Genomic DNA, 26488 nt, shown 5'->3' on the forward strand with positions numbered 1-26488 from the left:
ATTGTAGCCGGCTTGGCGACCAGCCCCCATCGGTGCTATGACCTGGGTCATGCCGATCATCCGCCGCCTGCCCGATACGCTTGTCAACCAGATCGCCGCCGGCGAGGTGGTGGAGCGCCCTGCCGCCGCCGTGAAGGAGCTGGTGGAGAACGCGCTGGATGCCGGCGCGCGGCGCATCGACGTCACCCTGCGCGATGGTGGCAAGGCGCTGCTGTCGGTGGTGGATGATGGTATCGGCATGGTGCCGGAGCAGCTGGAACTGGCGGTGGAACGCCATGCCACCTCCAAACTGCCCGATGGCGACCTGACCGATATCCGCACGCTGGGCTTCCGGGGGGAGGCGCTGCCTTCCATCGGCGCGGTCAGCCGCCTTTCCATCACCAGCCGCACCGCCGATGCCGACCATGCCAGCATCATTCAGGTGGAAGGCGGGGCTAAGGGGCCGGTCGGCCCGGCACCGGGCGGCGCAGGCACGCGGGTGGAGGTGCGCGACCTGTTCTTCGCCACGCCGGCCCGGCTGAAATTCCTGAAAGGCAGCCGCACCGAAAGCCAGCACGCCATTGATGTGGTGGAACGGCTGGCCATGGCGCACCCCCATGTTGCCTTCACCGTGAATGATGAGGGGCGCACGCCGGTGCGGCTGGCCGCCAGCACGGGGGAGGCCGAACAGGCCAGGCTGGTGCGGCTGGGGGCCGTGCTGGGGCGGGAATTCCAGGAAAATGCCATTCCGGTCAATGCCGAACGCGCGGGCGTGCGGCTGACCGGCCATATCGGCCTGCCCACCTACAACAAGCCGACGGCGGCCGGGCAATATCTGTTCGTCAATGGCCGGCCGGTGAAGGATCGGCTGGTGGTGGGGGCCGTGCGCGGTGCCTATGCCGATTTCCTGGCCCGCGACCGTCACCCCGTGCTGGCCCTGTTCCTGGAACTGGACCCGCATGAGGTGGATGTGAATGTGCATCCCGCCAAGACGGAGGTGCGGTTCCGTGACCAGGCGCTTGTACGCGGCCTGATCGTCGGTGCCTTGAAACATGCGCTGGCCGCTGCCGGCCACCGGGCCAGCACCACGGTGGCCGCCGACACGCTGGCCAGCCTAACCCCGCGTGTCGCCCCGCAGACCAGCCTGTTATGGGAACCGCCGGCCCGGCCCGCCGCTGCGGCAGGGCCTTCGTTCCCCGGCCAATATCAGCACCATGCCCCGCCGCCGGTGGCCCGCGAGTTGGCGGAGGCAAGCTGGCGCTTCCAGGCCCCCCTGCCCCAACCGGCAGCGGAACCGCCGGATGCCAATTTCGCCCCCGCCGCCCGTAATGAAGCCGTCCCGGAAAGTGCGCCGCCACCGGCCAGCCAGTTTCCCCTGGGTGCTGCACGGGCGCAGTTGCACGCCACCTATATCGTGGCGCAGACGGAAAACGGCATCATCATCGTCGACCAGCACGCTGCCCATGAACGGCTGGTCTATGAACGGATGAAGCAGGACATGCTGGGGACCGGGGTAAAGCGCCAGATGCTGCTGATCCCGGAGGTGGTGGAGCTGGACCCGGCCGATGCCGACCGGGTGGGCGAACGCGCGGCCGAACTGGCGGAGATGGGCCTGATCCTGGAAACCTTTGGGTCAGGGGCGGTGGTGGTACGCGAAGTGCCGGCCATGCTGGGGGCGCGGGCCGATGTGCGTGGCCTGATCAAGGATATTGCCGACGAGCTGGCCGAGCTGGGCGACGCCCACGCGCTGAAGGAACGGCTGGAGGCGATCTGTTCGCGCATGGCCTGCCATGGCAGCGTGCGCGCCGGCCGGGCGATGAATGTAGACGAAATGAACGCCCTGCTGCGCCAGATGGAAGCGACACCCCATAGTGGCCAGTGCAACCATGGCCGCCCCACCTATGTGGAGCTGAAGCTGGGCGATATCGAAAGGTTATTTGGCCGCCGGTGAAAATGTCATCGGGACATATGCGTTCATACAGAAACGGGGCCGCCGGATTATGCTGCCGACAGCGCCCGCCTGTGTTGGAGGATTATCGCATGAGCCATGGCATTGCCCTGATCGACACGCTGCTGATCGGCACCCCGGAACCGCTGGGACCCAAAGGGGTGCCCAGCAGCATCCAGGCCCGCCGCCCCGTGCCCGGCCCGGTGCAAGCCGATGAAAATGGCCTGTTCGGCGATCAGGTGGGCGATGACAAGGTGCATGGCGGGGCGGAGAAGGCCATCCATCTCTACCCGTTCGACCATTATGCACGCTGGGCCGCCGAACAGCCTTTGATGGTGCCGCATCTGGCCGCCCCCGGTGCCTTTGGCGAGAATTTCAGCGTCGCTGGGGTGACAGAGGCGGATGTCTGTCTAGGGGATGTGGTGGAGGTGGGCGGTGCCCAGCTTCAGGTCTCCCAGGCCCGTCAGCCCTGCTGGAAGCTGGGCGTGCGCTTCGGCCTGCCAGCCCTGCCCCGGCTGGTGCAGAAAAGCGGGCGCACCGGCTGGTATTACCGGGTGCTGAAACCGGGGGCGATTTCCCAGGGCGACCCGATCCGCCTGCTGGACCGGCCGCATCCGACCTGGGACATCGCCCACACCCTGCGCACGCTGTATGTCGATACGCTGAACCAGGAGGCGTTGGAAGAACTGGCGGAGCTGACCGGTGCCAGCCCCGGCCTGCGCCGGCTGGCCGCCAACCGGCTGGCCAATGCGATGGTGGAGGATTGGGGCCGGCGGCTGGATGGGGTTTGAGAGGGGGGGCGTTCACGCCAGCAAACGCTATATTGGTGCCAACGCAAACGACCCTTCGCCCCGTTTTCACCTGCACCCACCGTCACCCCGGCGAAGGCCGGGGTCCAGATTCGTAGAGCAAAGCGCCTGTGGCCCCTGGACCCCGGCGAAGGCCGGGGTGACGGTGGAGAAAGCGGCAATGGCGGCGCCCCCTGCCCTTAACCCCGCTTCCAGCTCGTCCCCTGCGGGCCGTCTTCCAGGATGATGCCCTGGTCGGCCAAGTCTTTGCGGATGCGGTCTGCCTCCGCAAAGTTCTTGGCCTTGCGGGCGGCCAGACGGTCGGCAATGGCCTGTTCAATCGCCGCCTCGTCCAGGGCCGCCGCCCCGGCGGGCTGCCACTTGAACCAGGCTTCCGCCGGCTGGCCCAGAAAGCCCAGCAACTGCGCCCCGGCCTTCAGGCTTGCCGCTGCCGCCTGCTTGGCTGCCGGATCGCCTTCCCGGTGATAGGCATTGGCCAGTTCGTGCAAAGCACTGATGGCCAGCGGCGTGTTCAGATCGTCGGTCAAGGCTGCCAGCAGGTCGGCCGGAACCGCCGCGGCCGGCAGGTCGTCACCCGCCGCGCGCAACACGCCATACCAACGGTCCAGCGTCGCCCGCGCCTGGGCCACCTTCTCCTTGGTGAAGTCCAGCGGCTGGCGGTAATGCGCCGACAGAATGGCCAGCCGCAGCGCCTCGCCCGGAAACTCATCCAGCAATTCGCGCACGGTGTAGAAGTTGCCCAAGGACTTGGACATCTTGTCGCCGGCAATGGTCAGGAAGCCGGAATGCATCCAGACATTGGCCATGACCTGGGTGCCATGGGCGCAACGGCTCTGCGCGATTTCATTTTCATGGTGGGGGAAGATCAAATCCAACCCGCCGCCATGAATGTCAAACACCTGCCCCAGATGCGCCGCCGTCATGGCGGAGCATTCAATATGCCAGCCGGGCCGCCCCTTGCCCCACGGGCTGTCCCAGCCCGGTTCACCTGCCTTGGCCGGCTTCCACAGCACGAAATCGGCAGGCGACTTCTTATAGGGCGCCACCTCCACCCGCGCGCCGGCAATCAGATCTTCCTGGCTGCGGCGGGAAAGCTGGCCGTAATCGGCCATGGAAGGCACATGGAACAGCACATGGCCTTCCGCCGCATAGGCGAAGCCCTTCTCCACCAGCCGTTCGATCATCGCCACCATATCGCCGATATGGCGGGTGGCGCGTGGTTCGATATCCGGGCGCAGCAGGCCCAGATCATCCATATCGGCGTGGAACTGCGCCGTGGTGCGGGCGGTCACACTGTCAATCGGCTCGCCGGACTGGTTCGACCGGTCGATGATCTTGTCATCCACATCGGTGATGTTCCGGGCGTAGGTCACCTGCGGATAAAGATGCTTCAGCAGCCTTGCCAGCAGGTCAAAGGCACTGAAGGTACGGGCATTGCCGATATGGGCATAGTCATAGACCGTGGGGCCGCAGACATATAGCTTCACATGATTCGCATCGATGGGATGGAATTCTTCCTTGGCACGCAGAAGCGTGTTGTAGAGCGACAGGGCCATGGGTCTGCTTTCGGAAACTTGGTCTTGAATATCAGGCGAGAGGAGGCGGGGCGACAACGCCCTGTCGACATCGGGAGCCTGCTTTAAACTGAACAACCATCACGCCACCCGCCCGGCCAGCCGCGCCAGGGCGCGGTCACGGCCGATCAACGGCAGCAGGGTCTTCAGTTCCGGCCCATGGTCGCGCGCCGTCAACGCGCGGCGCAGCGGCAGGAACAGGGCCTTGCCCTTGGCCCCTGTGGCCGCCCCCACCGCCTTGGTCCAGGCGCCCCAGGTGGTTTCATCCCAAACCCCATCGGGCAGCAGCCCGGCGGCGGTTTCCAGGAAAGCGGCATCCTCCACCAGCGGGGTGACCGGCGCATGGGTCACCGCCCACCAGTCTTTCGCATCAGCCAGCTTGGACAGGTTCGGGCGCACGGCCAGCCAGAAGGCCTCATCCACCCCGTCCAGCCCCAAGCCCGCCAGCCGTTCGGCCACCGCGGCAAACGGGGCCTGATGCAGCACCTGGGCATTCAGGCGCATCAACTCATCCGGATCGAATTTCGGCGTGCCGCGCCCGAACTTGGCGAAGTCGAACCCGTCCGCCAGTTCGGCCAGCGATCCGGCCGCCGCAATCGCATCCGCCGTACCCAGCCGCGCGAGATATGACGTCAGCGCCAGCGCCTCCACCCCCTCTTCCAGCCGCATGGAGCGGACGGAGAGGGAGCCCAGGCGCTTGGACAGGCCTTCGCCCTCAGCCCCGGCGATCAGCGGCAGATGGGCGAAGGTCGGCACCTGCCCCTGCCCTTCCAGGCCGATAATGGCCTGGAACAATTGCACCTGCACCGCGGTGTTGGTCACATGGTCTTCACCGCGCACAATATGGCTGATGGCGAAATCCACGTCGTCAACCACAGAGGTGAGCGTATAAAGCGGGCGACCATCCTCGCGGATCAGCACCGGGTCGGACAGGTCGACCCCTTTGAAATGCTTGTGTCCCTGCACCAGATCGTCCCAGACGATATCCTCATGCAGCAGCTTGAAGCGCCAATGCGGGCGGCGGCCCTCTGCCTCCAGCCGGGCGCGATCCTCCTCGCTCAGCCGCAGGGCAGCGCGGTCATAGATGGGCGGCAGGTGGCGGGCCAGCAGCGATTTGCGCTTCAGGCCCAACTCCTCCGGCGTTTCATAGCAGGGGTAGAGCCGGCCGGCGGCCTTCAGCTTTTCCGCCACCTCGCCATAGCGGGGATAGCGGTCGCTTTCACGGGCATAACGGTCCCAGGTCAGGCCCAGCCAAGTCAGATCCTGCGCGATGGCATCGGCATATTCCTGGGTGGAGCGCTCTTCGTCCGTATCATCCAGGCGGAACATGAAGCTGCCGCCTTGCCGCGCCGCGAACAGCCAGTTCACGATGGCGGTGCGGACATTGCCGATATGCAGGAAGCCGGTGGGGCTGGGCGCGAAACGGACGGCGATCTTCATGGGGAGAACTGCTTTGGCAGGCGGGAAATCGGGCCGCAGCGATAGCACGGGCAGCGATTTCCCTCAATGTGGTGTGAAAATTTCCTCTGGCTGGTCAATGCCGCGCAGGGCATGGACACCCAGGGAGCGCATGGGCCGGCCCGAACAGCCGGCAAAGGCGGTGGACACCACCAGCGGGCAATCCAGCGCCTTGGCGGCATCCAGCAGCCGGCTGGTCATATTCACCGCCGGGCCGACCACGGTGAAATCCAGCCGGCGCCGGCCGCCGATATTGCCGAAGGCCACATGGCCCAGATGCAGCGACAGGCCATATTCCAGCGCAATCTGTCCGGCCGGCGGCGCCTCATTCCAGCGGGCGACGGCGGCTTCCAGCGTGGCGGCGGCGGCCAGCGCATGGCCGCAGGCTTCACGCGGGTTCAGCATGTCGGCGGGGAAGATGGCCAGCATCCCATCACCGATGAATTTCAGCACCTCTCCGCCATGCGCCTCCACCGCATCCACCGCCAGTTCGAACCAATGGTTCAGGCGGGCCACCACCTCATGGCTGAGATGTTCGGCCGTATAGCGGGTGAAGTTGCGCAGGTCGCAGAACAGCACGGCGGCGAAGATGCTCTCCGCATCGCCGCGCTGGATTTGCCCGGCATAGACCCGCTCCCCCGCGCCCTGGCCCAGATATGTGGTCAGCAGATCGCAGGCGATGGACCGCACGACGCGGGCTTCCAGCACCGGGGAGACGGCGGCAACGATATGTTCCAGATCGCGGATATCATCGTCGCTGAAGGACGGCACGCGCTTGGCGGCAAAGGACATGGCCGCCGTGCGGTGCCGATCCTGCACCTGCATGGGAATGATGTAATAATCGGTGAAACCATCGGCCTGCAGACGGCGCAGCAACGACATTTCCGTCTGTTCCGTCGCCAGCCGCACGCGATAGGGCTGATTGGTCTGGTCCACCTGATAGACCGGGCTGCTGAGATATTCCGACAGATCGGTATCGACGCGGTGGACCCGGTGGGCCTGGGTGGCCTGACCGCAGAGCCAGACCCGCCCCTCCCCCACAACCTCGGGATGCAGCAGCTCCAGGTTCAAGGAGACGCGGCCGATCGGCAGGCCAGCGGCCGCCACCCGGTCAATCAGCTCCGCGAACAGCGCATCCATATCGGTCAAGCGGTTGCCTTCCAGCAACAGCCAGTCGACGATGGGTCGGATGCGGGCGGACAGGGCGGGAACCAAGGCGGGTAACTCCGGCAACATTGTCACCCAGTTTGGTTATCCGACCCCATCAGGACAAGCCCTGTTCACGCCGGGTGGCTATCCGCATTAACGATTTGCCATCCACCGGGTTTACCCTGCAACAGCCTGGTAAACCCGGAACCGGCGGATGCGCAGATGGCTCTGCGTGGTGCGGATGGCGAAATGGCCGCGCGTATAGGGTTCGGGGTCGTTGTAATCAAACAACATTTTTTCATCGCGGAAGTAGCGCACGGTGGGCCCGGCGGCCAGCAGGGTGATTTTCTGCCAGCGATTGGGCACCAGCATGTCGGCCGGATCCTGCCGGTCATTTTCCGGCAGCAGCGGCCGGTCATCCTGGCGACCGATATAGCGGCGGAATCGGGTGGTCTTGTTCCAGTTGCCGCCCTGGCCGACATAATAGGTTTTCAGCGTGTCATAATCCTCAAACTTGCCGCTGCGGGTCCGCGCCAGCACATCGCCGCCGGGGGCCGCCGGGTCGGTCGCCATCCAGAAGGCATTCAGGTCGCTGACCCGGTCATTGGGGCCCCCTTCGGAAACCGCCTGCGCCTCATACTCAATCAGCACCGGCCCGGAAAGCGGGTGCCGGAACCAGACCGAGGTGCCGGCGGGCACATCAATCTCCATCACCCCAGCCTGGGCCACCATCCGGCCCGGCCGATGCATCTCCACCTGCCATTGGCCAAGCCCCTGGGTGAAATCATCGCTGAACAGCAACGGCCCCGGCCGATAGGTGGGGGACGGCGCGGCGGCACCGACGGGTGCAGCCGCCGTGATACCGGTGGACAAGGCCAAGTGCAGAAAGGCACGGCGGTTCAAAGCGAATCCCATCAGCGAATGATCCCTGATGAATCGGAATCCGTAGCGTTAGGGCCACAAATCCCAATTAATGAGATTCATATCTATATAATAGAATCGTCTTACGAACCAGGGCCTTTCTCCGCACGCAGCCGGGCCCAGTAATCCAGGCGCTTGCGCACGTCGCGTTCGAAGCCGCGTTCGACGGGGCGGTAGAATTCCCGCCGGGGCATCTCCTCGGGGAAGTAATTCTGCCCGCTGAAGCCTTCCGGCGTATCGTGGTCGTAATTATAGCCCTTGCCGTACCCCAACTGCTTCATCAGCTTGGTCGGCGCATTCAGGATATGTTTGGGCGGCGACAGGCTGCCCGTCTCCTTGGCGGCGCGCACCGCCTCCTTATAGGCGGTATAGGCAGCGTTTGATTTGGGTGCTGTGCCCAGATAGATCACCAGTTGGGCAATGGCCAGTTCACCTTCCGGGCTGCCCAGCCGTTCATAGGCTTCCCAGGCCGCCGTGGCCTGGATCAATGCGGCCGGATCGGCCATGCCGATATCCTCCACCGCAAAGCGGGTCAGGCGGCGGGCGATATAGCGGGGGTCTTCCCCGCCGGCCAACATGCGGGCATACCAGTAAAGGGCGGCATCGGTATCCGAGCCGCGCAGCGATTTATGCAGGGCGGAGATCAGGTTGTAATGGCCTTCCTGCGCCTTGTCATACAGCGGCATCCGCCGCTGCACGGCACTGGCCAGACCATTGGTATCCAGCAGCGTGCCCGCCGGCAGCGCGAACAGTTCCTCGCACAGGTTCAGGCAATAGCGGCCATCGCCATCGGCCAGCGCCTTCACCGCATTGCGGGCATCGCCATCCACCGGCAGCGGCCGCCCCTCCTCCGCCTCCGCCCGTTGCAGCAACTGCTCCAGGGCGGCATCATCCAGCCGGTTCAACACGAAAACCTGGGCGCGCGACAGCAGTGCGGCGTTCAGTTCAAAGGAGGGATTCTCCGTCGTCGCCCCCACCAGGGTGATGGTGCCATCCTCCACATAAGGCAGGAAACCATCCTGCTGGGAGCGGTTGAACCGGTGGATTTCATCGATGAACAGCAAGGTGCCCTGCCCGCCGGTACGGCGCGCCCTTGCCGCCTCGAAGATTTTGCGCAAATCCGCCACGCCGGAGAAAATGGCCGACAAGGGTTCAAAATGCAGGTCGGTGGTCTGGGCCAGCAGCCGGGCCAGCGTGGTCTTGCCACAGCCGGGCGGCCCCCACAGGATCATGGAGGAAAGCCGCCGGGCGGCGATCATCCGGCCGATGGGCGCACCCTCGCGCAGCAGATGGTCCTGGCCCACCACGTCGGCCAGCTTCTGGGGCCGCAACCGGTCGGCCAGGGGCCGTGGTGCGGCGGCATCGAACAATCCTGCGGCCACGATCTTGCAGCACCCCTGGTCCCGTTCCGTTCCCTTCTACATAGACGCTGCCGTGGCACAAGGGAAGGTCAAGAGGGTTTCTGCGCTGATTGGGCAGGCGGGGTTGCCGCCGGTTCTGCCGGGGCTGGGGCTGCGGCGGGGGCCGGCTTGTCGGCCGATTTGGCCCGATAATTATCCAGGAAGCTGCGGAACAGGTCGATTTCCGTGATGCGCGACCGGATGGTCGCGGCATCGGCCAGCCCAGCCGCTTCCTCTGGCCGGGTCAGCACGCGGAAAGCCGTGGCATCCTTGGTCTTTTCCATCAGCGGGCCGAAATCCCGGCGCAGCGCCTCCAGCCCGGCATTATCCTGCGCCAGCGACAGGGCCACAGCGCGTTGCACCACCAGGCCTGATGTCTTGGCATCCAACGCCGTGCCCGCTGCTGGCGGCGGGCCGATCACATCGCCCAGCGCCTGCGCTGCCTGCGGCCATTTCTTGTCACGCATGGCGATATCCACCCGCAACAGATTGGCATTGCTGGACTGATCCCCCGTCAGCAACTGGATGGCATCCATCCCCTTGCCAGATTGCGACAGGGCGCGGGCCCGCAGCAGCCGGCGCTCCTCCGCCAGTTCGGGGGGAATGCCCTCCACCTGGCTGGCATCCAAGGCGGCCACCGCGTCGGTCGGCTTGCCATCCAGCAGCCGGATGCCGGCCAGCCTTGTGCCGACCTGGGCCTTCTCCACCCCGGCCAGCCGGTACTGCACCTGATGGTCCAGCAGTTCGGCCGCCCGGTCCAGCAGGTCAATCTCCACCAGCCGTTCGGCCAGTTTGCGGATGATCAGGTCGCCCTCTGCCCCCGGCGGGGTCAGTTCGCGGTATTGTTCATAAAGGCCCAGCGCCTCCAGCGGCGGCATCTTGGCCGCGCCATCCTTGGAGAAAATCTCTGTAAAGGTGCGGGTCATGTCGGCCGCAATCTCCTTGGCGTCCGGCGTATCCGGGAACAGGGAGATGGTGCGGCGCATGGTTTCAAACGCCTGGGGATAATTGCCGGCCAGGGCATGGACCTCCCCCAGGCGGCGGAGATTGGTCAGTTCCAGCGCATCGCCCATCCAGGCAAAGCGCATTTCCTCCATCCGCTTGGCGGCTTCCTTGGCGTCGATCTTGCCCAGGTCCAGGGCGGTGTCGATCCATTCCTTCTTGCCGCGCATGGCATAGAGCCGGTCGCGGCTGTTCATCGCCGTCTCGAACAGGCCCAGCGCCTTTTCCTTGTCGCCCAGGGCGCGGAAGGCGAGACCACGATAGAATTCCACCCCCGGCCCCTGCTGGCCGCCCTCCCCGCCGCGCTTGACCACCTTGTCCAGGATCAGGGCCGCCGCCTCCGGCTGGCCCTGGCGCAGGGCGGCATCAGCCGCGCCCAGCGACAGGCCGACAAAGAACGGATCGGGATAGGCCGCCAGCTGGTCCTTGCGGGCCTGGAACAGGGCGTGCGCACCGGCATAATCCTGCTTGCCGGCCAGGGCGGCGGCCCGCCAGAGGTCGGCATCCTTCTCCCCCGCCAATCCCGGATTGGACAGATCGGCCAAGGCACCATCCAGATTGCCGGTCAGGACGCGGGCGATGCCGCGCACGGCCAGGAATTCCGGCCGGCGATCCACATCGGGCTGCACCTCCTGCACGCGGGTCAACATGCCGGCGGCCTCATAGGCCAGACCATTGGCGATGTAGAAACGGGCAAGGTCCAGCCGGCCGCGGTTCCGCTCCGCCTCCGGCATTCCCGCCAGCTGCTGCCAGCGCTCCTGCCGGGTGGCGATGTAGCGGTCGGCCGGCCCCTGCCCCCAGCGTTTAAAATCGAACAGCTTTTCCTTTTCCTGCTTGGGCAGCGGCGGGGGCGCGACAGAGGCCAGATCGGCCGCCGGTGACAGGCTGAGCCCGCCGGGCACGGAGATTTCCACCCCCTCGCGCACCGGCTGCACCACCAGCCGGTCATCCAGCGGGCGCACCACCAGCCCCTGCAGGCTGGGCAGCAACTGCGCCTGGGCGAAACGCCGAGCGGCCGGCAGATGCGGGCCGGGGGTGGAAATGGGCGTCACGAACAGCGTGTCGCCCACCACCGGATCCTTGAAGCTCAACACCTTGGCCACATCCGGGGCGGCCACCACCAGCCGCGCCCCCAGCGCGAATTGCGGGTCCGGCGTGGCGGTCAGCACCGTCGCCGGGTCATTGGGCGGCAGGTCGGTGGCCCGGTTCAGCCCGATGCGCCAGATCGTGCCATCGCGCTGGACGCGGGCCTGCATCAGGGCCGGCATGGGCAGGCGGAAGCCGGACGCATCCGGCACCGTCACCGGCTCCACCGCTGTGTTCAGGCCGGGCACGCTGCCGGGTGCGGGGGCGGTTTCCGGCGGCACTGGGCGGTCGAACAGCACATAAAGATATCCCGCCCGCTCAAATACCGCCGCCGCCGTCCCCAGCTTGGGATCAAACGGGATGCTGACACTGTCAACCAGCGGGGCCGGTGCCAGGGCAGCCTGTTCCACCGCCGGCACCGGCGCGGGACTGGCCGCCGGGGTCGGCGCGTTCGGCTTTTGCGGCGCGGGTGTGGTGGTTCCGGCGGCCGCTGCCGGCTGGCCAGCGGCCGGCGCTGGTGTCAGGGGCGTGGGTTGCCCCTTGGCCGCGGCCTGCCCCTCGGCTGAGGTCTGGCGGCCGCGCAACTCAAACAGCGGCGCGCCTTCCTTGGCCCGCCGTGGATCAACGGGGGCGGGCGGCTTTTCCGGGGCTGCGGCCTTCGCCGGCGCTGCCGCCGCCGGCTTCTCCTTGCTCTCCGCCTTTTCCGGGGCGGGTGCCGCATTGGCCGCCGCTGCTGGCGCTGGTTTGGCCGGGGCGGGTGGTGCCTTGTCCAGAATATCGATCACCACGCGGGTGCCCGCCCGCATATCCTTGATGCCGGCCCCGGCGGGGATGCGGAACCGCACCAGCAGCGCGCCCCCCTCCGCCGCCTGGGTCAGCCCCTCCACCCGCGCCGGCTTGGCCCGCAGCACGGGCGCCAGATTGACCTCCGCCGCCACCGGAAAACGCAGGGTGACATCCTGTCCGGATTGTTCGGCGGTATAGGCGGTGTTGCTGGCCCAGTCGAAAACCAGCCGTGTATAGGTTGGATGCACCCCACTGCGCACCCCCACCTTGGCCGCGGAAGCTGTTGCCGCCGCTGGCTTGCCCGGCTGGGCATTGGCCAGACCGGGCAGCAGGGCCAGCGTCGCCGTCATCGTCAGCAGCAGCGGGATCAGGGGCCGGCGCATCAGCGGGACCCCCCATGGTCACGGATCACCAGTTCCACCCGGCGGGCCAGGGCATTGCCCTCCGGGGTGGCGGCGACCTCCCCGGCCCTGCCGTCGCCATGACCGCGCATGGTGATGGGGCGCAGATAGCCGGCCTGATGCAGGGCTGCCGCCACCGCCTGGGCGCGGGCGAGCGATAATTCCCAGTTGGAGGGCCAATGGCTGCCGGCCGGGGTGGCATCGGCATGGCCGGCCACATCCAGGGCGTTGCCCAGATTATCCGCCACCCCGGCCATGACGAACAGGGCCGCCCGGCCATTTTCCGATAACTGCGCCTCCCCCGGCGCGAATAACAGGTCCGCCGGCAGCGACAGCGCCAACCCTTCCGGCCGGCGTTCCATTCGCAGATCGGCCAGGGCCGGGTTTCCGGGCAGCAGATTTTCAAACACCCGCCGCAGATAGCCCAGATCGGCCGCCTTTTCCCGGTTCAGGCTTTCCGCCGTGAAGACAGCCTTGGGGGGGGGAGCACCGGTGCCGCCGCTGCCCTGGCCAGGAACCACACCCAGCGCGCGTTGATAACGCGCGGCGTCCGGCTCTGACATGGAATAGAGCATGACGAAGAAGGTCAGCAGCAGGCAGACCAGATCGGTGAAAGTGACCAGCCAGGCCTTGCCCGAGGCCGTTTGCGGGGCGGGAAACAGTTTCAGCAGCGGCAGGCCGGGCTTCATCGCCCACCCCCGTCACTGGCCACGGCCTTGGGCGGCGGCAGCCGGAAGACAAGGCGCACCTGCCCGGCCGGGTCATCCGGCTCCAGCCCGATGGACAGGGCCGCCGCCGGGGCACCATTGGCCACCAGTGCGCGGGCCAGCGCGCCCATGCGTGCCACGGCAGGGCCGGTTTCCCCCTGCCCCTTGATGCCCATCAGCATCTCCCCCGCCACCTGCACCCCGCCGGGACGCGGGACAAGAGCCCCAGCCAGCCGGTCCAGCAGCGCCACCCGATCGGTACGCACCCCGCCGCCGGACCCGAACAGCGCGTCGGCGGGCATGGTGGCCGTCAGGGCCAGACCATCGGCGCTGGTTTCCACCCTGGCCAGCGCCACCTCGCTGCGTACCAGATCGCCCAGGCTGGACATCGCCTGCAACGCATCGCCCATGGCATGGTCATGCACCTTTTCCCCGCTGTCGCCGGACAGCAGGCGGGGCATGGAGAAGGCCTGGTCGACGCTGCGCAGCACCGCGCCGACCTTCTGATCATGGAAATGCGAAATGGCGTTCAACAGGATGAAAAATCCCAGCAGCAGGATGAAAACGCCCAGATAGACCGTCAGGGCCCCCGCCCCCTGCCCATCCTCACCGGCGGCGGGCGCCGGGGATGGCCAGAAGAAGGGCTGATTCGGGGGGCGATCCTGGGACATTCATCCTCTGTCGGGAATGGTCAGTCGAAAAGCGAGTCGATAAAGGCCTGATCGATCCCGGAACCCGGCATGGAGGGGCCATGCAGCAGGTCGGAATCGGGAACCGCCAGGGCCACGGCCGGCACATCGGGCGTCACCGGATGGCGGCGTTCCACCTGCTCACCCATGGCGACCAGCAGCGCCTCCACCTTCTGTTCGATATGTTTCAGGGCGCGCACCACCTTGGTGATTCGCTGGCCCGTAATATCCTGGAAGTTGCAGGCTTCATAAATGCCGGTGGTGATGTCCATCAGCTTGGAGGATACGGCGCTGGGCACGTCGCCGGCCAGCGCCATCATCTGGTCGCAGGCATCCATGATGCGGTTGGTGGCGTCTTCCGTGGCGCCCACCACGGCATCCAGCTCATCCGTCGCCAGGGGGATATGCTCCGAATGGATGTCGGCCGGCTGGATGGCGGCGATTTCCTTCTTCGCATTGTGGATGAAGCGGGCCAACCCCTCCAGCTCGGAATAGATGCGCAGATCGTGCTGGGAAATCTCCCCGCCCATGGAATTCAGCACAGAGGCGACGATGCCCGCCACCTCATCACGGGACAGGGGAAGGCGCGCCTCCTGGCGGGCCAGGTCCAGACGTTCCTTCAGGGCGGGATCAACGGCAGTGCGGAGCATCTGGACACCTTCGGCAAGCATCAGGTTCAACGGAGGGAATAACGCGACAGGGTTCCAGCCCCACCGAGAGGGCCAAACCCTGCTGGCGGAGACAGTTCCGCCGCTTACATACAATCATTCAGGCACGGTTGGCAGTCTCTTCCGCTCCGCCAACAGGATTGTAACCTCTTGCGCACGCGCCGAATCCATCGCCGCCAGTACCGGGGCCGCCTTGGCCTCCTTCATGCGGCTGATGACATTCAGCAAAACCTTGTTTTCCAGGCTGTTGAAGATTTTTGCCGCATCCACCGGCTTCATCGTCTCGTAAATCTTCACCAGACTGTCCAACTGTGTCTGCTGTTCGGCATTCACCGTGGTCAGCAGGCCCTGGATTTCCTGTTTCAGCTTCTGCAGCTCGGCGATCTTCTGGTCAAAGCGGGATTCGGCAGCCACCAGCATGGCCTCCCGCTGGTCCAGTTCACGCCCGCGCTGGTCCAGTTGCTCTCGCCGTTCCTGCAGACGCTGGAGGATTTCCACCTCCTTGGGCGTAAAACTCTGCCCTGGCGCGCCAGAGGGGGCAGCACCATGATCATCGCCATGCTGCACCGCCGGTGCGGGCGTGACCGGGGGGCTGGGCGCCTGCGCCGGTTCAGGCTTGGGTGCTGCCGGTTCCTGCGCCGGGGCATTGGCGGCGGCCACCTGGGTCGCTGGCGGCACCGCCAGCTTGGCCGTATCCGGCTTTTCCGGCAGGCCCTGGGGGGCCTGTTCTTCTGCGACAGAGGGCGGTACCGGGTTGAAGGCGGCACCGGTGGTGACCGCCATCCAGATATCCCCCACCTTCACCCCAATCAGCAGACCGGCGGCCAGGATGGTGGCGGGCAGCAGGCCGGGCCGCAGCAGGGGCCGGCGCCGCGCCTTCACCTTCGGCTTGGCCGCAACCGGGCGTTTGCCAGCCGGCACCTTGCCCGGCGCGCGCGGTGCTGCCGCACGGGGGGGCGCGGGGCTTTTCACAGCAGGTGCGGCCGGCATATCCGGGGGAACGCTCATGGCCGCAGATTCTCCAGCGCCTGCAACAATTCCTTCTCCGCCCGGGAGCGCGGTTCAGACCCGCCGGACGAAGCGGCGGGCGGCGGGGAGGCCGGGCGGGATGGCGGCGCCATATTCTGCGCTGCCGCTGCGGGGCGGGAAGCCGGGGGCGGTGCCGCCGTCAGCGGCGGCGGCGGGGATGGCTGCTGGGCAGCCTGACGCGCCCGGCCGGATGCCTGTTCCAACCGGTTGGCCAGCCCGTCGGCGGCCTGCACGATCAGTTCCATTTCTTCCTTCAGGCTGCGGGCGCGGGTGATCATGGCCGACAGGGCCTCCCCCGACTCCGACGCGGCCTTGCGCATCCCCTTTACCGAACTGTCGGCCTGGGCGGTGGCTTCGGCAAAGCCCTTCACCAGTTCCTCCAGCTCCGCCCGGCTTTCCTTGACGGCGGAAAGCTGTTTGTTCAGCCGCACGGCATAGATGATGGTGGCCACCAGCAGGCCGATGACGGCGATATCCAGCAGCAGGGACAACAGGCCGGGGATCATGGCTGCGACTCCGGTTTCGGGGCCTCGCGGTCGATCCGCACGGCGATATTGCCACCCTTGCGGCCCATGCGGCCGAGGAACATCGGCACGTCACCGCAGCGCAGCTCAATCGTTTCGTCCGGTGCCACGTTCAACAGAACGCGGCTGCCGACACGCCAGGCCAGCACCTCGCTCAAGGGCAGCACGATTTCATCCAGGACAGCGGACAGGTGAACATCGGTCTGCCAAAGCTCCGAGGCCAAGTGGGTTTCCCAGATGCTATCACGGCCAAATTTCTCACCCATGAACATCTGGAGCAGCAATTCACGCACCGGCTCCAGCGTGGCATAGGGGATCAGCAGTTCCAGACGGCCGCCGCGATCTTCCATATCAATGCGCAGCTTCACCAGCACGGCGGCGTTGGCCTGGCGGGCGATGGTGGCAAAACGCGGGTTGGTTTCCAGCCGGTCGAACCGGAAGGTGACGGGCGACAGCGGATCGAAGGCGGCCGACAGGTCGGACAGCACCACATGCACCATCCGCTCCACCAGATTGCGTTCGATGGTGGTGTAGGGGCGGCCCTCGATACGCATGGCCGCCGTACCCCGGCGCCCCCCCAGCAGCACGTCCACGATGGAATAGATCAGGGCCGAGTCGATCACCATCAGGCCGTAATTGTCCCATTCCTCCGCCTTGAACACGGCCAGCATGGCCGGCAGCGGGATGGAGTTGAGATAATCACCGAAACGTACGGAACTGATCTGGTCCAGCGACACTTCCACGTTATCGGACGTGAAGTTACGCAAGGATGTGGACATCATGCGGACAAGGCGGTCAAAGACCACCTCCAGCATGGGCAGGCGTTCGTAATTGACCAGCGCCGAATTCACCAGCGCCATGACGCCGGTATTGTCGCCGTCGCCGGAACCGTCCTTGTCAAAGCCCAGCAGGCTGTCGATTTCGTCCTGGTTCAGAACGCGGGTGGCGCCACCGCCCCCGCCGCCACCCATTTCACCAAAGGCGTCGCCGGCCCCTTCATCGGCCATGGCCGCCCATTCGGCGGCCATCCGTTCTTCTTCGCTCAGCTCTTCAGGACCGGCCATGGTTTCCCATCCCTTCCATCATTGCTGAACCAGGAATTCACTGATCAACACGTCCTTCACCTTCACCGGGGCCACCGCCATATTGACCCGCAGCAGCAATTCTTCCCGCAGCCGGTACATGCCGGCCGAACCGCGCAGATCGTCCATCCGCAATTCCCGCAGATAGACCTGGAACCCATCGGTGATGCGGGGCAAGGCCGTGGTCACGGCTGCCTGATCCTCCGGCCGCCCCACCTCCACCGAAATGCCAAGCTTCAGCAAGGTGGCCCGGCGCTCCCCCGTATTGAGGTTCACCAGCATGTCGGGCACCGGTACATAGATCGGCGGGCCGTGATAGGGCGGCAGCTCCGGCTCGTGCTTCTCCTCCGCGTGCTCGCCCTCACCCTCGTGCTTCTTGCCCAGAAGCCCGTCCAGCATCCCGGTGAAAAAGGCGGCGGCACCGCCGCCGACGATCAGCAGCAGCGGCAGCACAATGAACAGAACGATCTTCTTGCCGCTCAGCTTCTTGCGTTGCTGTTCATGTTCGGTCGAACCGCCATCGGTTTCCATGGCCGTCATTTATGAACGCGCCTTCAATGCCATGTTCCGCCCACCTGGTTCCAGCAAACCAGCCCCCACCGGTTCTCCGATGAAAGCGCTGCTTCCACCTGATCCTAATCATGCGGTGGTTAACAAGCGCTTTCAACCGTTTCCACGGTTTTGCTAAAAAAGCCTGTGAGAATGGGGCCGCACGGATACAGTCTTTCCGGCACCGAGGATCATTAACCGGCATCCATTTGGCGTTTTATGTCCGCATCCCGTCCGGCCCATGCCTTTCGCGGCCTTAACAGCCCCGATAACCTGCCCGCCATCAACCAAGATGGAGTGCCGAAAATGTCCGCCCCTGAAACCGCCCTGCTAGTCATCGACGTACAGGAAAGTTTTCGTCAGCGCGCCTACTGGCAAGAGGCAGAAGCGGAAGCCTTTTTTCCCCGCATCCAATCCCTGATCGATGGGGCCAAGGCCGCCGGCATCCCCATCGTACAGATTTTCCATGTTGATCCGGACGGCGTGTTTTCCAAGGCGTCCGGCTATGTGAAGCCGCTGTCGCCGGTCCAGATCACCCCTGACGCGGTGTTTGAAAAGACACGCCACAGCGCCCTGGTGGGCAGTGGCCTGGATGTCTGGCTGGTGGCCAACGGCATCCGCCGCGTCATCGTCAGCGGCATCCGGACGGAACAATGCTGTGAGACGACGACCCGCCACGCCAGCGACCTGGGTTATGAGGTCGATTATGTGGCGGAAGCCACGCTGACCTTCGCCATGACCGACGCAGCAGGCCGCACCTGGTCAGCAGATGAGATTAAGGCGCGGACGGCGCTGGTGCTGGCCGGTCGCTTTGCCACCATCACCAGCGTGGAGCAGGCCCTGGATCGGGCCCAGGCGGATAACACCGCGCGGGCGGCTGCCTGATGGGTGCGGGGGCAGCACAGATGCGGACCATCGTCCCGGTTTATGTGGTGCTGCCCCCGCGCGCCCTGTTGCTGGATGTCGCCGGCCCGGCGGAGGTGCTGCGTCGGGCCGGCATGGAACAGGACAGGCTGGGTTTCGCCCTGCATTTCATCGGGCCGATGCCAGAGCTGGCCAGTTCCGTCGGACTGATCCTGTCACACATCGCCCCCCTGCCCGACAGTTTGCCGGCCGATGCCATCATCATGCTGTCAGGCAATATCGACCCGTTGCCCGGTCAGGATGTGCAGGCCGACAACATGCACGAACAGGTGATCGTGGACTGGCTGCGCCGGACGGTCAGGCCCGACCATCTGCTGCTGTGCATCTGCGCGGGATCGGTCATCGCCGCCCGGGCCGGCTTGATGGATGGCCGGGCCTGCACCACCCACCACAGCGCCTATGAGGAATTGCGTCAGGCCAGCACCGCCGCCCGTGTGCAGGAAAATCGCCTGTTCGTTGAGGATGGCAATTGCTGGAGCAGTGCCGGCATTACCGCCGGCATTGACCTGGCCCTGCATTTCGTGGCGCGGCGCTGCGGGCCCGGTGTGGCTGCCGCCGTCGCCCGTTATCTGGTGGTCTATATGCGCCGGGCCGGGGCGGACCCACAGCTTTCGCCCTGGATGGAAGGGCGCAACCACCTGCACCCGGCCATTCACCGGGTGCAGGATGCCATTGCCGCCGACCCGGCGCGGGACTGGACCCTGGGCGATCTCGCCCGCATCGCCTATGCCAGCCCGCGCCACCTGTCGCGCCTGTTCAATGAACAGGCGGGCATGAGCGTGCCGGATTACATCAACCGGCTGCGCGTCGCCCTGGCCCGCCAGTTGCTGGAAAATTCCCGCCTGGATATGGAAACCGTGGCAGAAAGGGCCGGATTCACCTCAGCCCGGCAGTTGCGCCGGGCCTGGGGGCGGCTGCACCCCACCCCGCCCAGCGCGGCCCGCGGCCTTCCTGCCGGGAAAGAAAATGTCGTGATTCCGTCTGTCGGACAATAATGCTGCGACGCAGCTTAACCGGACTTCCTTTTGATGTTAACCTGCCTATCCGGGGTTGCGGGGGGCCACCAACGGGCCGCCGCTATAATGGGCTGGGAGACAGGGCCGTATGGGTATCCATGTCGCGTTAAATCATAAAACCGTCTATCGCTATGACCGCCCCATCACGCTGGGGCCGCAGGTGGTGCGGCTGCGGCCGGCACCCCATTGCCGGACGCCGATTCTCTCCTACTCGTTGAAGGTTACGCCAAAGCAGCATTTCCTCAACTGGCAGCAGGACCCGCAGAGCAACTGGCTGGCCCGCTTCGTCTTCCCCGAAAAGACCACCGAATTCACGCTGGAAGTGGATCTGGTGGCCGACATGGCCTCCATCAATCCGCTGGATTTCTTCCTGGAACCGGCGGCGGAAAAATTCCCCTTCACCTATGAAGCCGCACTCGCCAAAGACCTGAAACCGTTTCTGGAGGCTGAAACGCCCGGCCCCCTGCTGACCGAACTGCTGGCCAGCATCGATCGGACGGAAAAGGGCACGGTCGGTTTCCTGGCCGATGTGAATATTCGGCTGCAACAGGCCATCGGTTATGTCATCCGGCTGGAGCCGGGGGTGCAGGGCTGTGAGGAGACGCTGGAAAAGCGCACCGGTTCCTGCCGCGACAGCGCCTGGCTGCTGGTGCAGCTGCTGCGCAATCTGGGGCTGGCCGCACGTTTTGTCTCCGGCTACCTGATCCAGCTGGTGGCCGATCAGAAGCCGCTGGAAGGGCCGGAAGGACCGATCGCCGATTTCACCGACCTGCACGCCTGGTGCGAAGTGTACCTGCCCGGTGCCGGCTGGATCGGGCTGGACCCGACCTCGGGCCTGTTCGCCGGTGAAGGCCATATCCCTGTCGCCTGCACGCCCGACCCGTTCAGCGCTGCGCCGATCACGGGGGCGCTGGAAATGTGCGAGGTGGAATTTGACCACCAGATGTCGGTAACACGCATCGCCGAACAGCCGCGCACCACCAAACCCTATTGGCCCGAACAATGGGCAGCGATTGAGGCATTGGGCCATCAGGTCGACCGGGAAATCCAGGAAGGCGATATCCGCCTGACCATGGGCGGTGAGCCGACCTTCATTTCCATCGACGATATGGACGGGGCGGAATGGAACACCGCCGCCATGGGGCCGACCAAGCGGCTTTTGTCCGGCGACCTGATCCGCCGGCTGAAAAACCGTTTCGCCCCCGGCGGTCTGCTGCATTTCGGCCAGGGCAAATGGTATCCTGGCGAAAGCCTGCCGCGCTGGGCGCTTCAGCTTTATTGGCGCCGCGACGGGGATGCGCTGTGGGCGCATGATGAATATCAGGCCGATGAGCGCAAGGATTATGGTTTCGTCCAGGAAGATGCTGAGCGCTACATCCGCGCCCTGGCAACCCGCCTGGGCATCCCGCCGGAATATGCCCGCGCCGCCTTTGAAGACCCCTGGTACTATATCCAGAAGGAACGCAAGCTCCCCCTCAATGTCGACCCGTTCGACGCCAAGCTGGAAGATGAGGAGGAGCGGGCAAGGCTGGCCCGCGTCTTCGAACGCGGGCTGGATAAGCCCATCGGCTTTGCCCTGCCGCTGAACCGGCGGCATGAGGCGACGGGGCCGGTCTGGCTGTCCAGCGGCTGGCCGCTGCGCAGCGACCGGCTGCTGCTGGCGCCGGGTGACAGCCCCGTGGGCTATCGCCTGCCGCTGGGCAGCCTGCCTTGGGTGGACGAGAAGGACTATCCCTGGTCTTACGAGCAAGACCCGTTCGATACGCGCCAGCCCTTGCCCGCCTATCAGGAACTGGCGCAGCAGGCCGCCGAACTGAAGGGCCAGACGGAACCGGTGGAACGCCGCCGCCGGATGGCCGATGTGCGCGAGGAGGTGCCGGATCGTGGCCAATCCGCCTGGTGGATCGTGCGCACCGCCCTGTGTGTGGAGCCGCGCGATGGCAGGCTCTATATCTTCCTGCCCCCCACCTCGCATCTGGAGGATTGGCTGGAACTGATCGCCGCGATTGAGGCGACCTGCGTGGAAGTGGATATGCCGGTGGTGCTGGAGGGTTATTCCCCGCCGCGCGACCCGCGCCTGAATTCCATCGCCGTCACCCCCGATCCCGGCGTGATCGAGGTGAATATCCATCCCGCTTCCACCTGGGAAGAACTGGTCCGCAACACCACGGACCTGTACGAGGATGCACGGCAGAGCCGGCTGGCGACGGAGAAATTCGCACTGGATGGCCGGCATGTCGGCACCGGGGGCGGCAACCATATCGTGGTCGGCGGGGCCACTCCGGCGGACAGCCCGTTCCTGCGGCGGCCGGATGTGCTGCGCTCGCTGCTGACCTATTGGCAGAACCATCCGGCCTTGTCCTTCCTGTTCTCCGGCATGTTCATCGGGCCGACCAGCCAGCATCCGCGCGTGGATGAGGCGCGGCATGACAGCCTGTATGAGCTGGAAATCGCCTTCAAAATCCTGGACGAGGCGGGGCCGGGTGCGCCGCCCTGGCTGGTGGACCGGGCGCTGCGTCACCTGCTGGTGGATGTGCAGGGCAATACCCATCGCAGTGAATTCTGCATCGACAAGCTCTACAGCCCCGACAGTTCCAGCGGCCGGCTGGGCCTGCTGGAACTGCGCAGCTTTGAGATGCCGCCCCATGCGCAGATGAGCCTGTTGCAGCAATTGCTGCTGCGCAGCCTGATCGCCTGGTTCTGGCGTCAGCCTTATCGCGCCCGGCTGGTGCGCTGGGGCACCAAGCTGCATGAACGCTTCATGTTGCCGCATTTCGTGGCGCAGGACATCGCCGATGTGGTGGCCGATCTGCGCCATGCCGGCTATGGCTTCCAGGAAGATTGGTTCAAGCCGCACCTGAATTTCCGCTTCCCCACCCTGGGCACGATAACCCAGCGCGATGTGACGCTGGAGCTGCGCAGCGCGCTGGAGCCCTGGCATGTGCTGGGGGAGGAACCGGGCGGCGGCGGCACGGTGCGCTTTGTCGACAGTTCGCTGGAACGGGTGCAGGTGCGCCTGACCGGCGCCACCGACGACCGTTTCATCATTGCCTGCAACGGTCGCAAGGTGCCGCTGGCCGCCACGGGGGTGGAAGGGGAATATGTGGCCGGCGTGCGGTACCGGGCCTGGCAGCCGCCAAACTGCCTGCATCCCACCATTCCCGTGCATACACCGCTGGTGTTTGACATTCTGGATAGCTGGACGGGACGTTCCATCGGTGGCTGTACTTATCACGTCGCCCATCCGGGCGGGCGGAACTTCACCACCTTCCCCGTCAACGCCAACGAGGCGGAAGGGCGGAGGCTGGCGCGTTTCTTCCCGTTCGGGCATACACCTGGGCCGATGCCGCCCCCGGCGGAGATCAAGAATCTGGAATTCCCTTTGACCCTCGACCTGCGCCTTGGCTGAACCCGCTCTTTCCCTCCCCCCCTGCCCTGCCGATGCCTGGGACGAAATGGTCACAGGCAAAGGCCGCGTGCGCCCGCACTGGCAGGGCTTCTTTTCCAGCGGGGAGGCGGAAGCCGGCGCGATGGAAGAAAGCTGGGACGCCGCCCGCCGGCTGCTGTTCCAGAACGGTGTGACATACCATGCGTATGCCGACCCGCAGGGGGTGGAACGGCCCTGGCCGCTGGACCCCGTCCCCCTGCTGCTGCCCGCCACGGAATGGCAGGCGATCGCCAGCGGGCTGCGCCAGCGCGCCCGGCTGTTGGACCGGGTTTTCTGTGACCTGTATGGCAGCCAGAACCTGATCCGGGATGGCGTGCTGCCGCCGGGGCTGGTGATGGGCGATCCGGGCTTCCTGCGGCCCTGCCATGGGTTGCAGGTTCAACCTGCCGCCCGGCTGACTCTGTTTGCCGCCGATCTGGTGCGCGACAGCGGCGGCATCTGGCGGGTGCTGGCCAGCCGCACGCAAAACCCCACCGGCACCGGCTATGCGCTGGAAAACCGCGTGGTGTTGAGCCAGACGCTGGCGGAGTCGTTCCGCAACTGCAATGTTGAGCGCCTGTCGCCCTTCTTCGAACAGCTGCGCCAGACCCTGGCCAGTCTGGCCCCGCGCCCCTCGGGGCCGGATGGCAGCCCGCGCATGGTGCTGCTGACCCCTGGCCCCTTCAACGAGGCCTATTTCGAACATGCCTATCTGGCCCGCCATCTGGGCCTGCTACTGGTGGAAGGCGCGGACCTCATGGTCCGCGACCAGTGCGTTTATCTGAAAACCCTCGGCGGGCTGGAACGGATCGACGTCATCCTGCGCCGGGTGGATGATGATTTCTGCGACCCGCTGGAATTGCGGCCCGACAGTGCGCTGGGCGTGCCCGGGCTGCTGCAGGCGGTTCGTTCCGGTAACGTGACGGTCTGCAATGCCGTCGGTGCCGGGGTGACGGACAGTGTGGCCCTGCTGCCCTGGATGGGCCGGCTCAGCGACTATCTGCTGGGGGAAGCGCCCTTGCTGGCCGATGTGCCCACCCTGTGGGGGGGTGATCTGCAACAGCGGGCGAGCATGTTCAGCCGGCTGGATCAGCTGGTCTTCCGCCCGGCCTTTTCCAATCTGGGCCACACGCCCATTCATCCGGCCAGCCTGGATACGGCGGCCCGCGCCGATCTGATCAACCGCCTCCGCCGCCGACCGCAGGATTGGGTGGCGCAGGAGGCGGTGGCCCCCAGCACTGCCCCCGTCTGGCGTGATGGCCGGATGGAGGCGCGGCCGCTGGTGCTGCGCGCCTTTGCCTGCGCCACGCCGGATGGTGACTGGATGGTGATGCCGGGCGGGCTGGCCCGGATCAGCGCCGATGATCGGTACCCGACCGTGTCGCTGCAGCAGGGCGCCGGGGCCAAGGATGTCTGGGTGGTGGGCAGCGGGCTGGCGACACAGCCGCGCCGCAGCCGCGCTGCCGCCCCGGATGGTGCCGGCGATACCGGCCCGCATGGCGGCGATCTGCCCAGCCGCGCCGCCGACCATCTGTTCTGGGTCGGACGTTATGCGGAGCGGGCCGACAGCGCCGTGCGCATCCTGCGCGCCGCCGCCCGCCGCCTGTCCGACGATGCCCATCCGGGCGCGGATGAAGAACTGGTGCCGCTGCTGCGGCTGATGGGCTGGGTCGGCATGATCCCGCCGGTCATCGCCGCCTCACCGGCCGCCGATGCGGTGCGGGCCATGCGGCAATCGCTGGAAATCATTGCCGATCCTGCCAATCCGGGGGGCTTACGGGCGCATATGGACCGGTTGCGTCGCTCCGTCCTGTGCGTACGTGACCGGTTGCCGGCCGATGTCAGCCGGCTGCTGGTGGTGCTGGACCAGCGGGCCAGCGCGCCCCTGCGCAGCGACCCGGCAGCAGTGCAGCTGCGGCTGGACGAAATCGCGCCCCTGCTGGCCGCCCTGGTGGGGCTGGAACTGGATGGCATGTCGCGCGGCCCGGCCTGGCGCTTCCTGGTGCTGGGGCGGCGGCTGGAACGCGCCATCGGAATTGTCGGCGCCCTGCAGGGCAGCGGGGTGGCCGCCGGCACGGTGGATATCGGGGCCGCCCTGTCGGTTCTGCTGGAACTGGGGGCCGCCCATGCCGCCTATCGGGAACGCCACCCAATCGGCATCCGGCGGGAAGCGGTGCTGTCGCTGCTGCTGGCCGATCTGGAACATCCGCGTTCGCTGGCCTTCCAGATCCAGACGGTGGAGCGGCAATTGGCCAAGCTGCCCGGGGTGGAGGGCGATGGCAGCAATGTGAGCCCCACCCACCTGGCGCTCTCTCTGCTTTCCACCGCCACGCAACTGGTGCGCGACCCGCAGCCGGCCCGCGATGCCGGGGCGCTTTTCGATCTGACGGAGCGGCTGGGCCGCATTCTGCCGGAAATCTCCAACCTGCTCAGCCAGGCCTATTTCAGCCATGTTTTCGCCCGCACCACTTGAGGGGGAGCGGCCGGCGGGCGCCATGCGCTACCGCTGCCGCCATGTCACCCGCTATTCCTATGGGGAGATGGTGACCAGCTCGCATTTGCTGGCGCATCTGGCCCCGCGTCCCCATCCGCGCCAGACCGGGCGGGTGACGGACATGACCATCCTGCCCTGGCCCGCCTCCCTGGTGGACCGGCTGGATTGGTTCGGCAATCCGACGACCTATGCCAGCATCCAGACCCCGCACCGGGAATTGACGGTAACGGTGGAAATGGAAATGCAGGTGCTGCCCCCGCCGCCGCTGAACCCGGCGCAGAGTGCCTGTTGGGAACAGGTGGCCTTACAGGCGCTGGAGCGGGCGGAAACGGTGGAGTTTGTGCAGGCCAGTCCGCGCGTCCCCCCGCCCGATGCCGCCATCACCGCCTTCGTCACCCCCTTCTTCCCCCCCGGCCAGCCGGCGGCAGCAGGGGCGATGGCGCTGATGCGGCATATTTTCAGCGAGTTCAGCTTCGATCCCACCGCCACCACCGTCAGCACCCCGATTGCCGAGGTGCTGACCAAGCAGCGCGGCGTCTGCCAGGATTTCGCCCATCTGATGATCGCTGCCCTGCGCGCCCTGGGGCTGCCGGCGCGCTATGTCTCCGGCTATCTGCGCACCCTGCCCCCGCCGGGCCAGGAACGGTTGCGCGGGGCCGATGCAAGTCACGCCTGGGTCCAGGTCTGGTGCGGCGAAGGCACCGGCTGGATCGACCTGGACCCGACCAATGGCCGGCAGGCCGATACCGATCATGTCACTCTGGCCTGGGGCCGGGATTATGATGATGTCAGCCCGCTCCGCGGTGTCATCCTGGGCGGCGGCAGCCATGGGGTGCTGGTGGCGGTGGATGTGGAGCCGCTGTAAC

20 protein-coding genes are annotated in these 26488 nt (G+C 66.1%); 7 read left to right on the forward strand and 13 right to left on the reverse strand.

All coding sequences use genetic code 11. The features are described 5' to 3' along the window. Positions 1-49 precede the first annotated feature (49 nt). Together mutL and CHB97_RS10640 are read left to right on the forward strand one after the other, a co-directional pair. Positions 50-1930, forward strand: a complete 1881-nt coding sequence (gene mutL / locus CHB97_RS10635; RefSeq protein ID WP_089288115.1) for a DNA mismatch repair endonuclease MutL — start codon at positions 50-52, stop codon at positions 1928-1930. A gap of 89 nt (positions 1931-2019) precedes the next feature. Then, positions 2020-2718: an MOSC domain-containing protein gene (locus tag CHB97_RS10640; RefSeq protein WP_089287942.1), complete on the forward strand. Its 699-nt coding sequence runs from the start codon at positions 2020-2022 to the stop codon at positions 2716-2718. Between the two features lie 197 nt (positions 2719-2915). Here the strand turns inward: CHB97_RS10640 and cysS are convergent, their stop codons facing one another. The 13 genes from cysS to CHB97_RS10705 form a co-directional block, all read right to left on the reverse strand. Further along, entirely contained in the window at positions 2916-4292 is a 1377-nt protein-coding gene (gene cysS, locus CHB97_RS10645; RefSeq protein ID WP_089287943.1) for a cysteine--tRNA ligase, read from the reverse strand. A 99-nt stretch (positions 4293-4391) separates the two neighbouring features. Beyond that, positions 4392-5750: a glutamate--tRNA ligase gene (gltX, locus tag CHB97_RS10650; RefSeq protein ID WP_089287944.1), complete on the reverse strand. Its 1359-nt coding sequence runs from the start codon at positions 5748-5750 to the stop codon at positions 4392-4394. A 63-nt stretch (positions 5751-5813) separates the two neighbouring features. Continuing rightward, positions 5814-7004, reverse strand: a complete 1191-nt coding sequence (locus tag CHB97_RS10655; RefSeq protein ID WP_089287945.1) for an adenylate/guanylate cyclase domain-containing protein — start codon at positions 7002-7004, stop codon at positions 5814-5816. A 90-nt stretch (positions 7005-7094) separates the two neighbouring features. Continuing rightward, on the reverse strand, positions 7095-7832 hold the full coding sequence (locus CHB97_RS10660) for a DUF6250 domain-containing protein (protein ID WP_089287946.1): 738 nt from the start codon (positions 7830-7832) through the stop codon (positions 7095-7097). Between the two features lie 89 nt (positions 7833-7921). Further along, positions 7922-9220, reverse strand: a complete 1299-nt coding sequence (locus CHB97_RS10665; RefSeq protein ID WP_089287947.1) for a replication-associated recombination protein A — start codon at positions 9218-9220, stop codon at positions 7922-7924. Positions 9221-9288: 68 nt separating this feature from the next. Continuing rightward, the gene (locus CHB97_RS10670; protein ID WP_089287948.1) at positions 9289-12495 is read right to left on the reverse strand and encodes a hypothetical protein; all 3207 of its coding nucleotides are present in this window, start codon (positions 12493-12495) and stop codon (positions 9289-9291) included. Further along, positions 12495-13202, reverse strand: coding sequence for a flagellar motor protein MotB (locus tag CHB97_RS10675; RefSeq protein WP_089287949.1), 708 nt, complete (start codon positions 13200-13202; stop codon positions 12495-12497). Before CHB97_RS10675 ends, CHB97_RS10670 begins: the two co-directional genes overlap by 1 nt. Then, positions 13199-13891, reverse strand: a complete 693-nt coding sequence (locus CHB97_RS10680; protein ID WP_089287950.1) for a hypothetical protein — start codon at positions 13889-13891, stop codon at positions 13199-13201. The genes CHB97_RS10675 and CHB97_RS10680 overlap by 4 nt, the downstream gene beginning before the upstream one ends. Before the next feature lie 20 nt (positions 13892-13911). Next, a complete protein-coding gene (locus tag CHB97_RS10685) occupies positions 13912-14559 on the reverse strand; it encodes a chemotaxis protein CheZ (protein ID WP_089288116.1) in 648 nt (215 codons plus the stop codon). 114 nt (positions 14560-14673) lie between these two features. Further along, complete coding sequence (locus CHB97_RS10690; RefSeq protein ID WP_089287951.1) at positions 14674-15585, reverse strand: MotE family protein; 912 nt, start codon at positions 15583-15585, stop codon at positions 14674-14676. After that, positions 15582-16112 carry a DUF6468 domain-containing protein gene (locus CHB97_RS10695; protein ID WP_089287952.1) on the reverse strand — a complete coding sequence of 177 codons (531 nt, stop codon included), beginning with the start codon at positions 16110-16112 and terminating at the stop codon, positions 15582-15584. The genes CHB97_RS10690 and CHB97_RS10695 overlap by 4 nt, the downstream gene beginning before the upstream one ends. Beyond that, entirely contained in the window at positions 16109-17194 is a 1086-nt protein-coding gene (gene fliM / locus CHB97_RS10700; RefSeq protein ID WP_089287953.1) for a flagellar motor switch protein FliM, read from the reverse strand. The genes CHB97_RS10695 and fliM overlap by 4 nt, the downstream gene beginning before the upstream one ends. An 18-nt stretch (positions 17195-17212) precedes the next feature. Next, positions 17213-17752: a flagellar basal body-associated FliL family protein gene (locus CHB97_RS10705; RefSeq protein WP_089287954.1), complete on the reverse strand. Its 540-nt coding sequence runs from the start codon at positions 17750-17752 to the stop codon at positions 17213-17215. Between the two features lie 315 nt (positions 17753-18067). Between CHB97_RS10705 and CHB97_RS10710 the strand changes: the two genes are divergently transcribed. The 5 genes from CHB97_RS10710 to CHB97_RS10730 all read left to right on the forward strand — a co-directional run bounded on the left by CHB97_RS10710 (position 18068) and on the right by CHB97_RS10730 (position 26487). After that, positions 18068-18646, forward strand: coding sequence for an isochorismatase family protein (locus CHB97_RS10710; RefSeq protein WP_089287955.1), 579 nt, complete (start codon positions 18068-18070; stop codon positions 18644-18646). Positions 18647-18666: 20 nt separating this feature from the next. Then, positions 18667-19680 (forward strand): GlxA family transcriptional regulator, encoded by a 1014-nt coding sequence (locus CHB97_RS27035; RefSeq protein ID WP_200819890.1) that lies wholly within the window; start codon positions 18667-18669, stop codon positions 19678-19680. 109 nt (positions 19681-19789) lie between these two features. Continuing rightward, on the forward strand, positions 19790-23110 hold the full coding sequence (locus CHB97_RS10720; protein WP_089287957.1) for a DUF2126 domain-containing protein: 3321 nt from the start codon (positions 19790-19792) through the stop codon (positions 23108-23110). A 46-nt stretch (positions 23111-23156) separates the two neighbouring features. Further along, positions 23157-25601, forward strand: a complete 2445-nt coding sequence (locus tag CHB97_RS10725) for a circularly permuted type 2 ATP-grasp protein (RefSeq protein WP_089287958.1) — start codon at positions 23157-23159, stop codon at positions 25599-25601. Positions 25602-25623: 22 nt separating this feature from the next. After that, complete coding sequence (locus CHB97_RS10730) at positions 25624-26487, forward strand: transglutaminase family protein (protein ID WP_089287959.1); 864 nt, start codon at positions 25624-25626, stop codon at positions 26485-26487. The last annotated feature ends 1 nt before the right edge of the window (position 26488 follow it).

This window comes from Azospirillum sp. RU38E (genome assembly GCF_900188385.1).
GTDB lineage: Bacteria > Pseudomonadota > Alphaproteobacteria > Azospirillales > Azospirillaceae > Niveispirillum.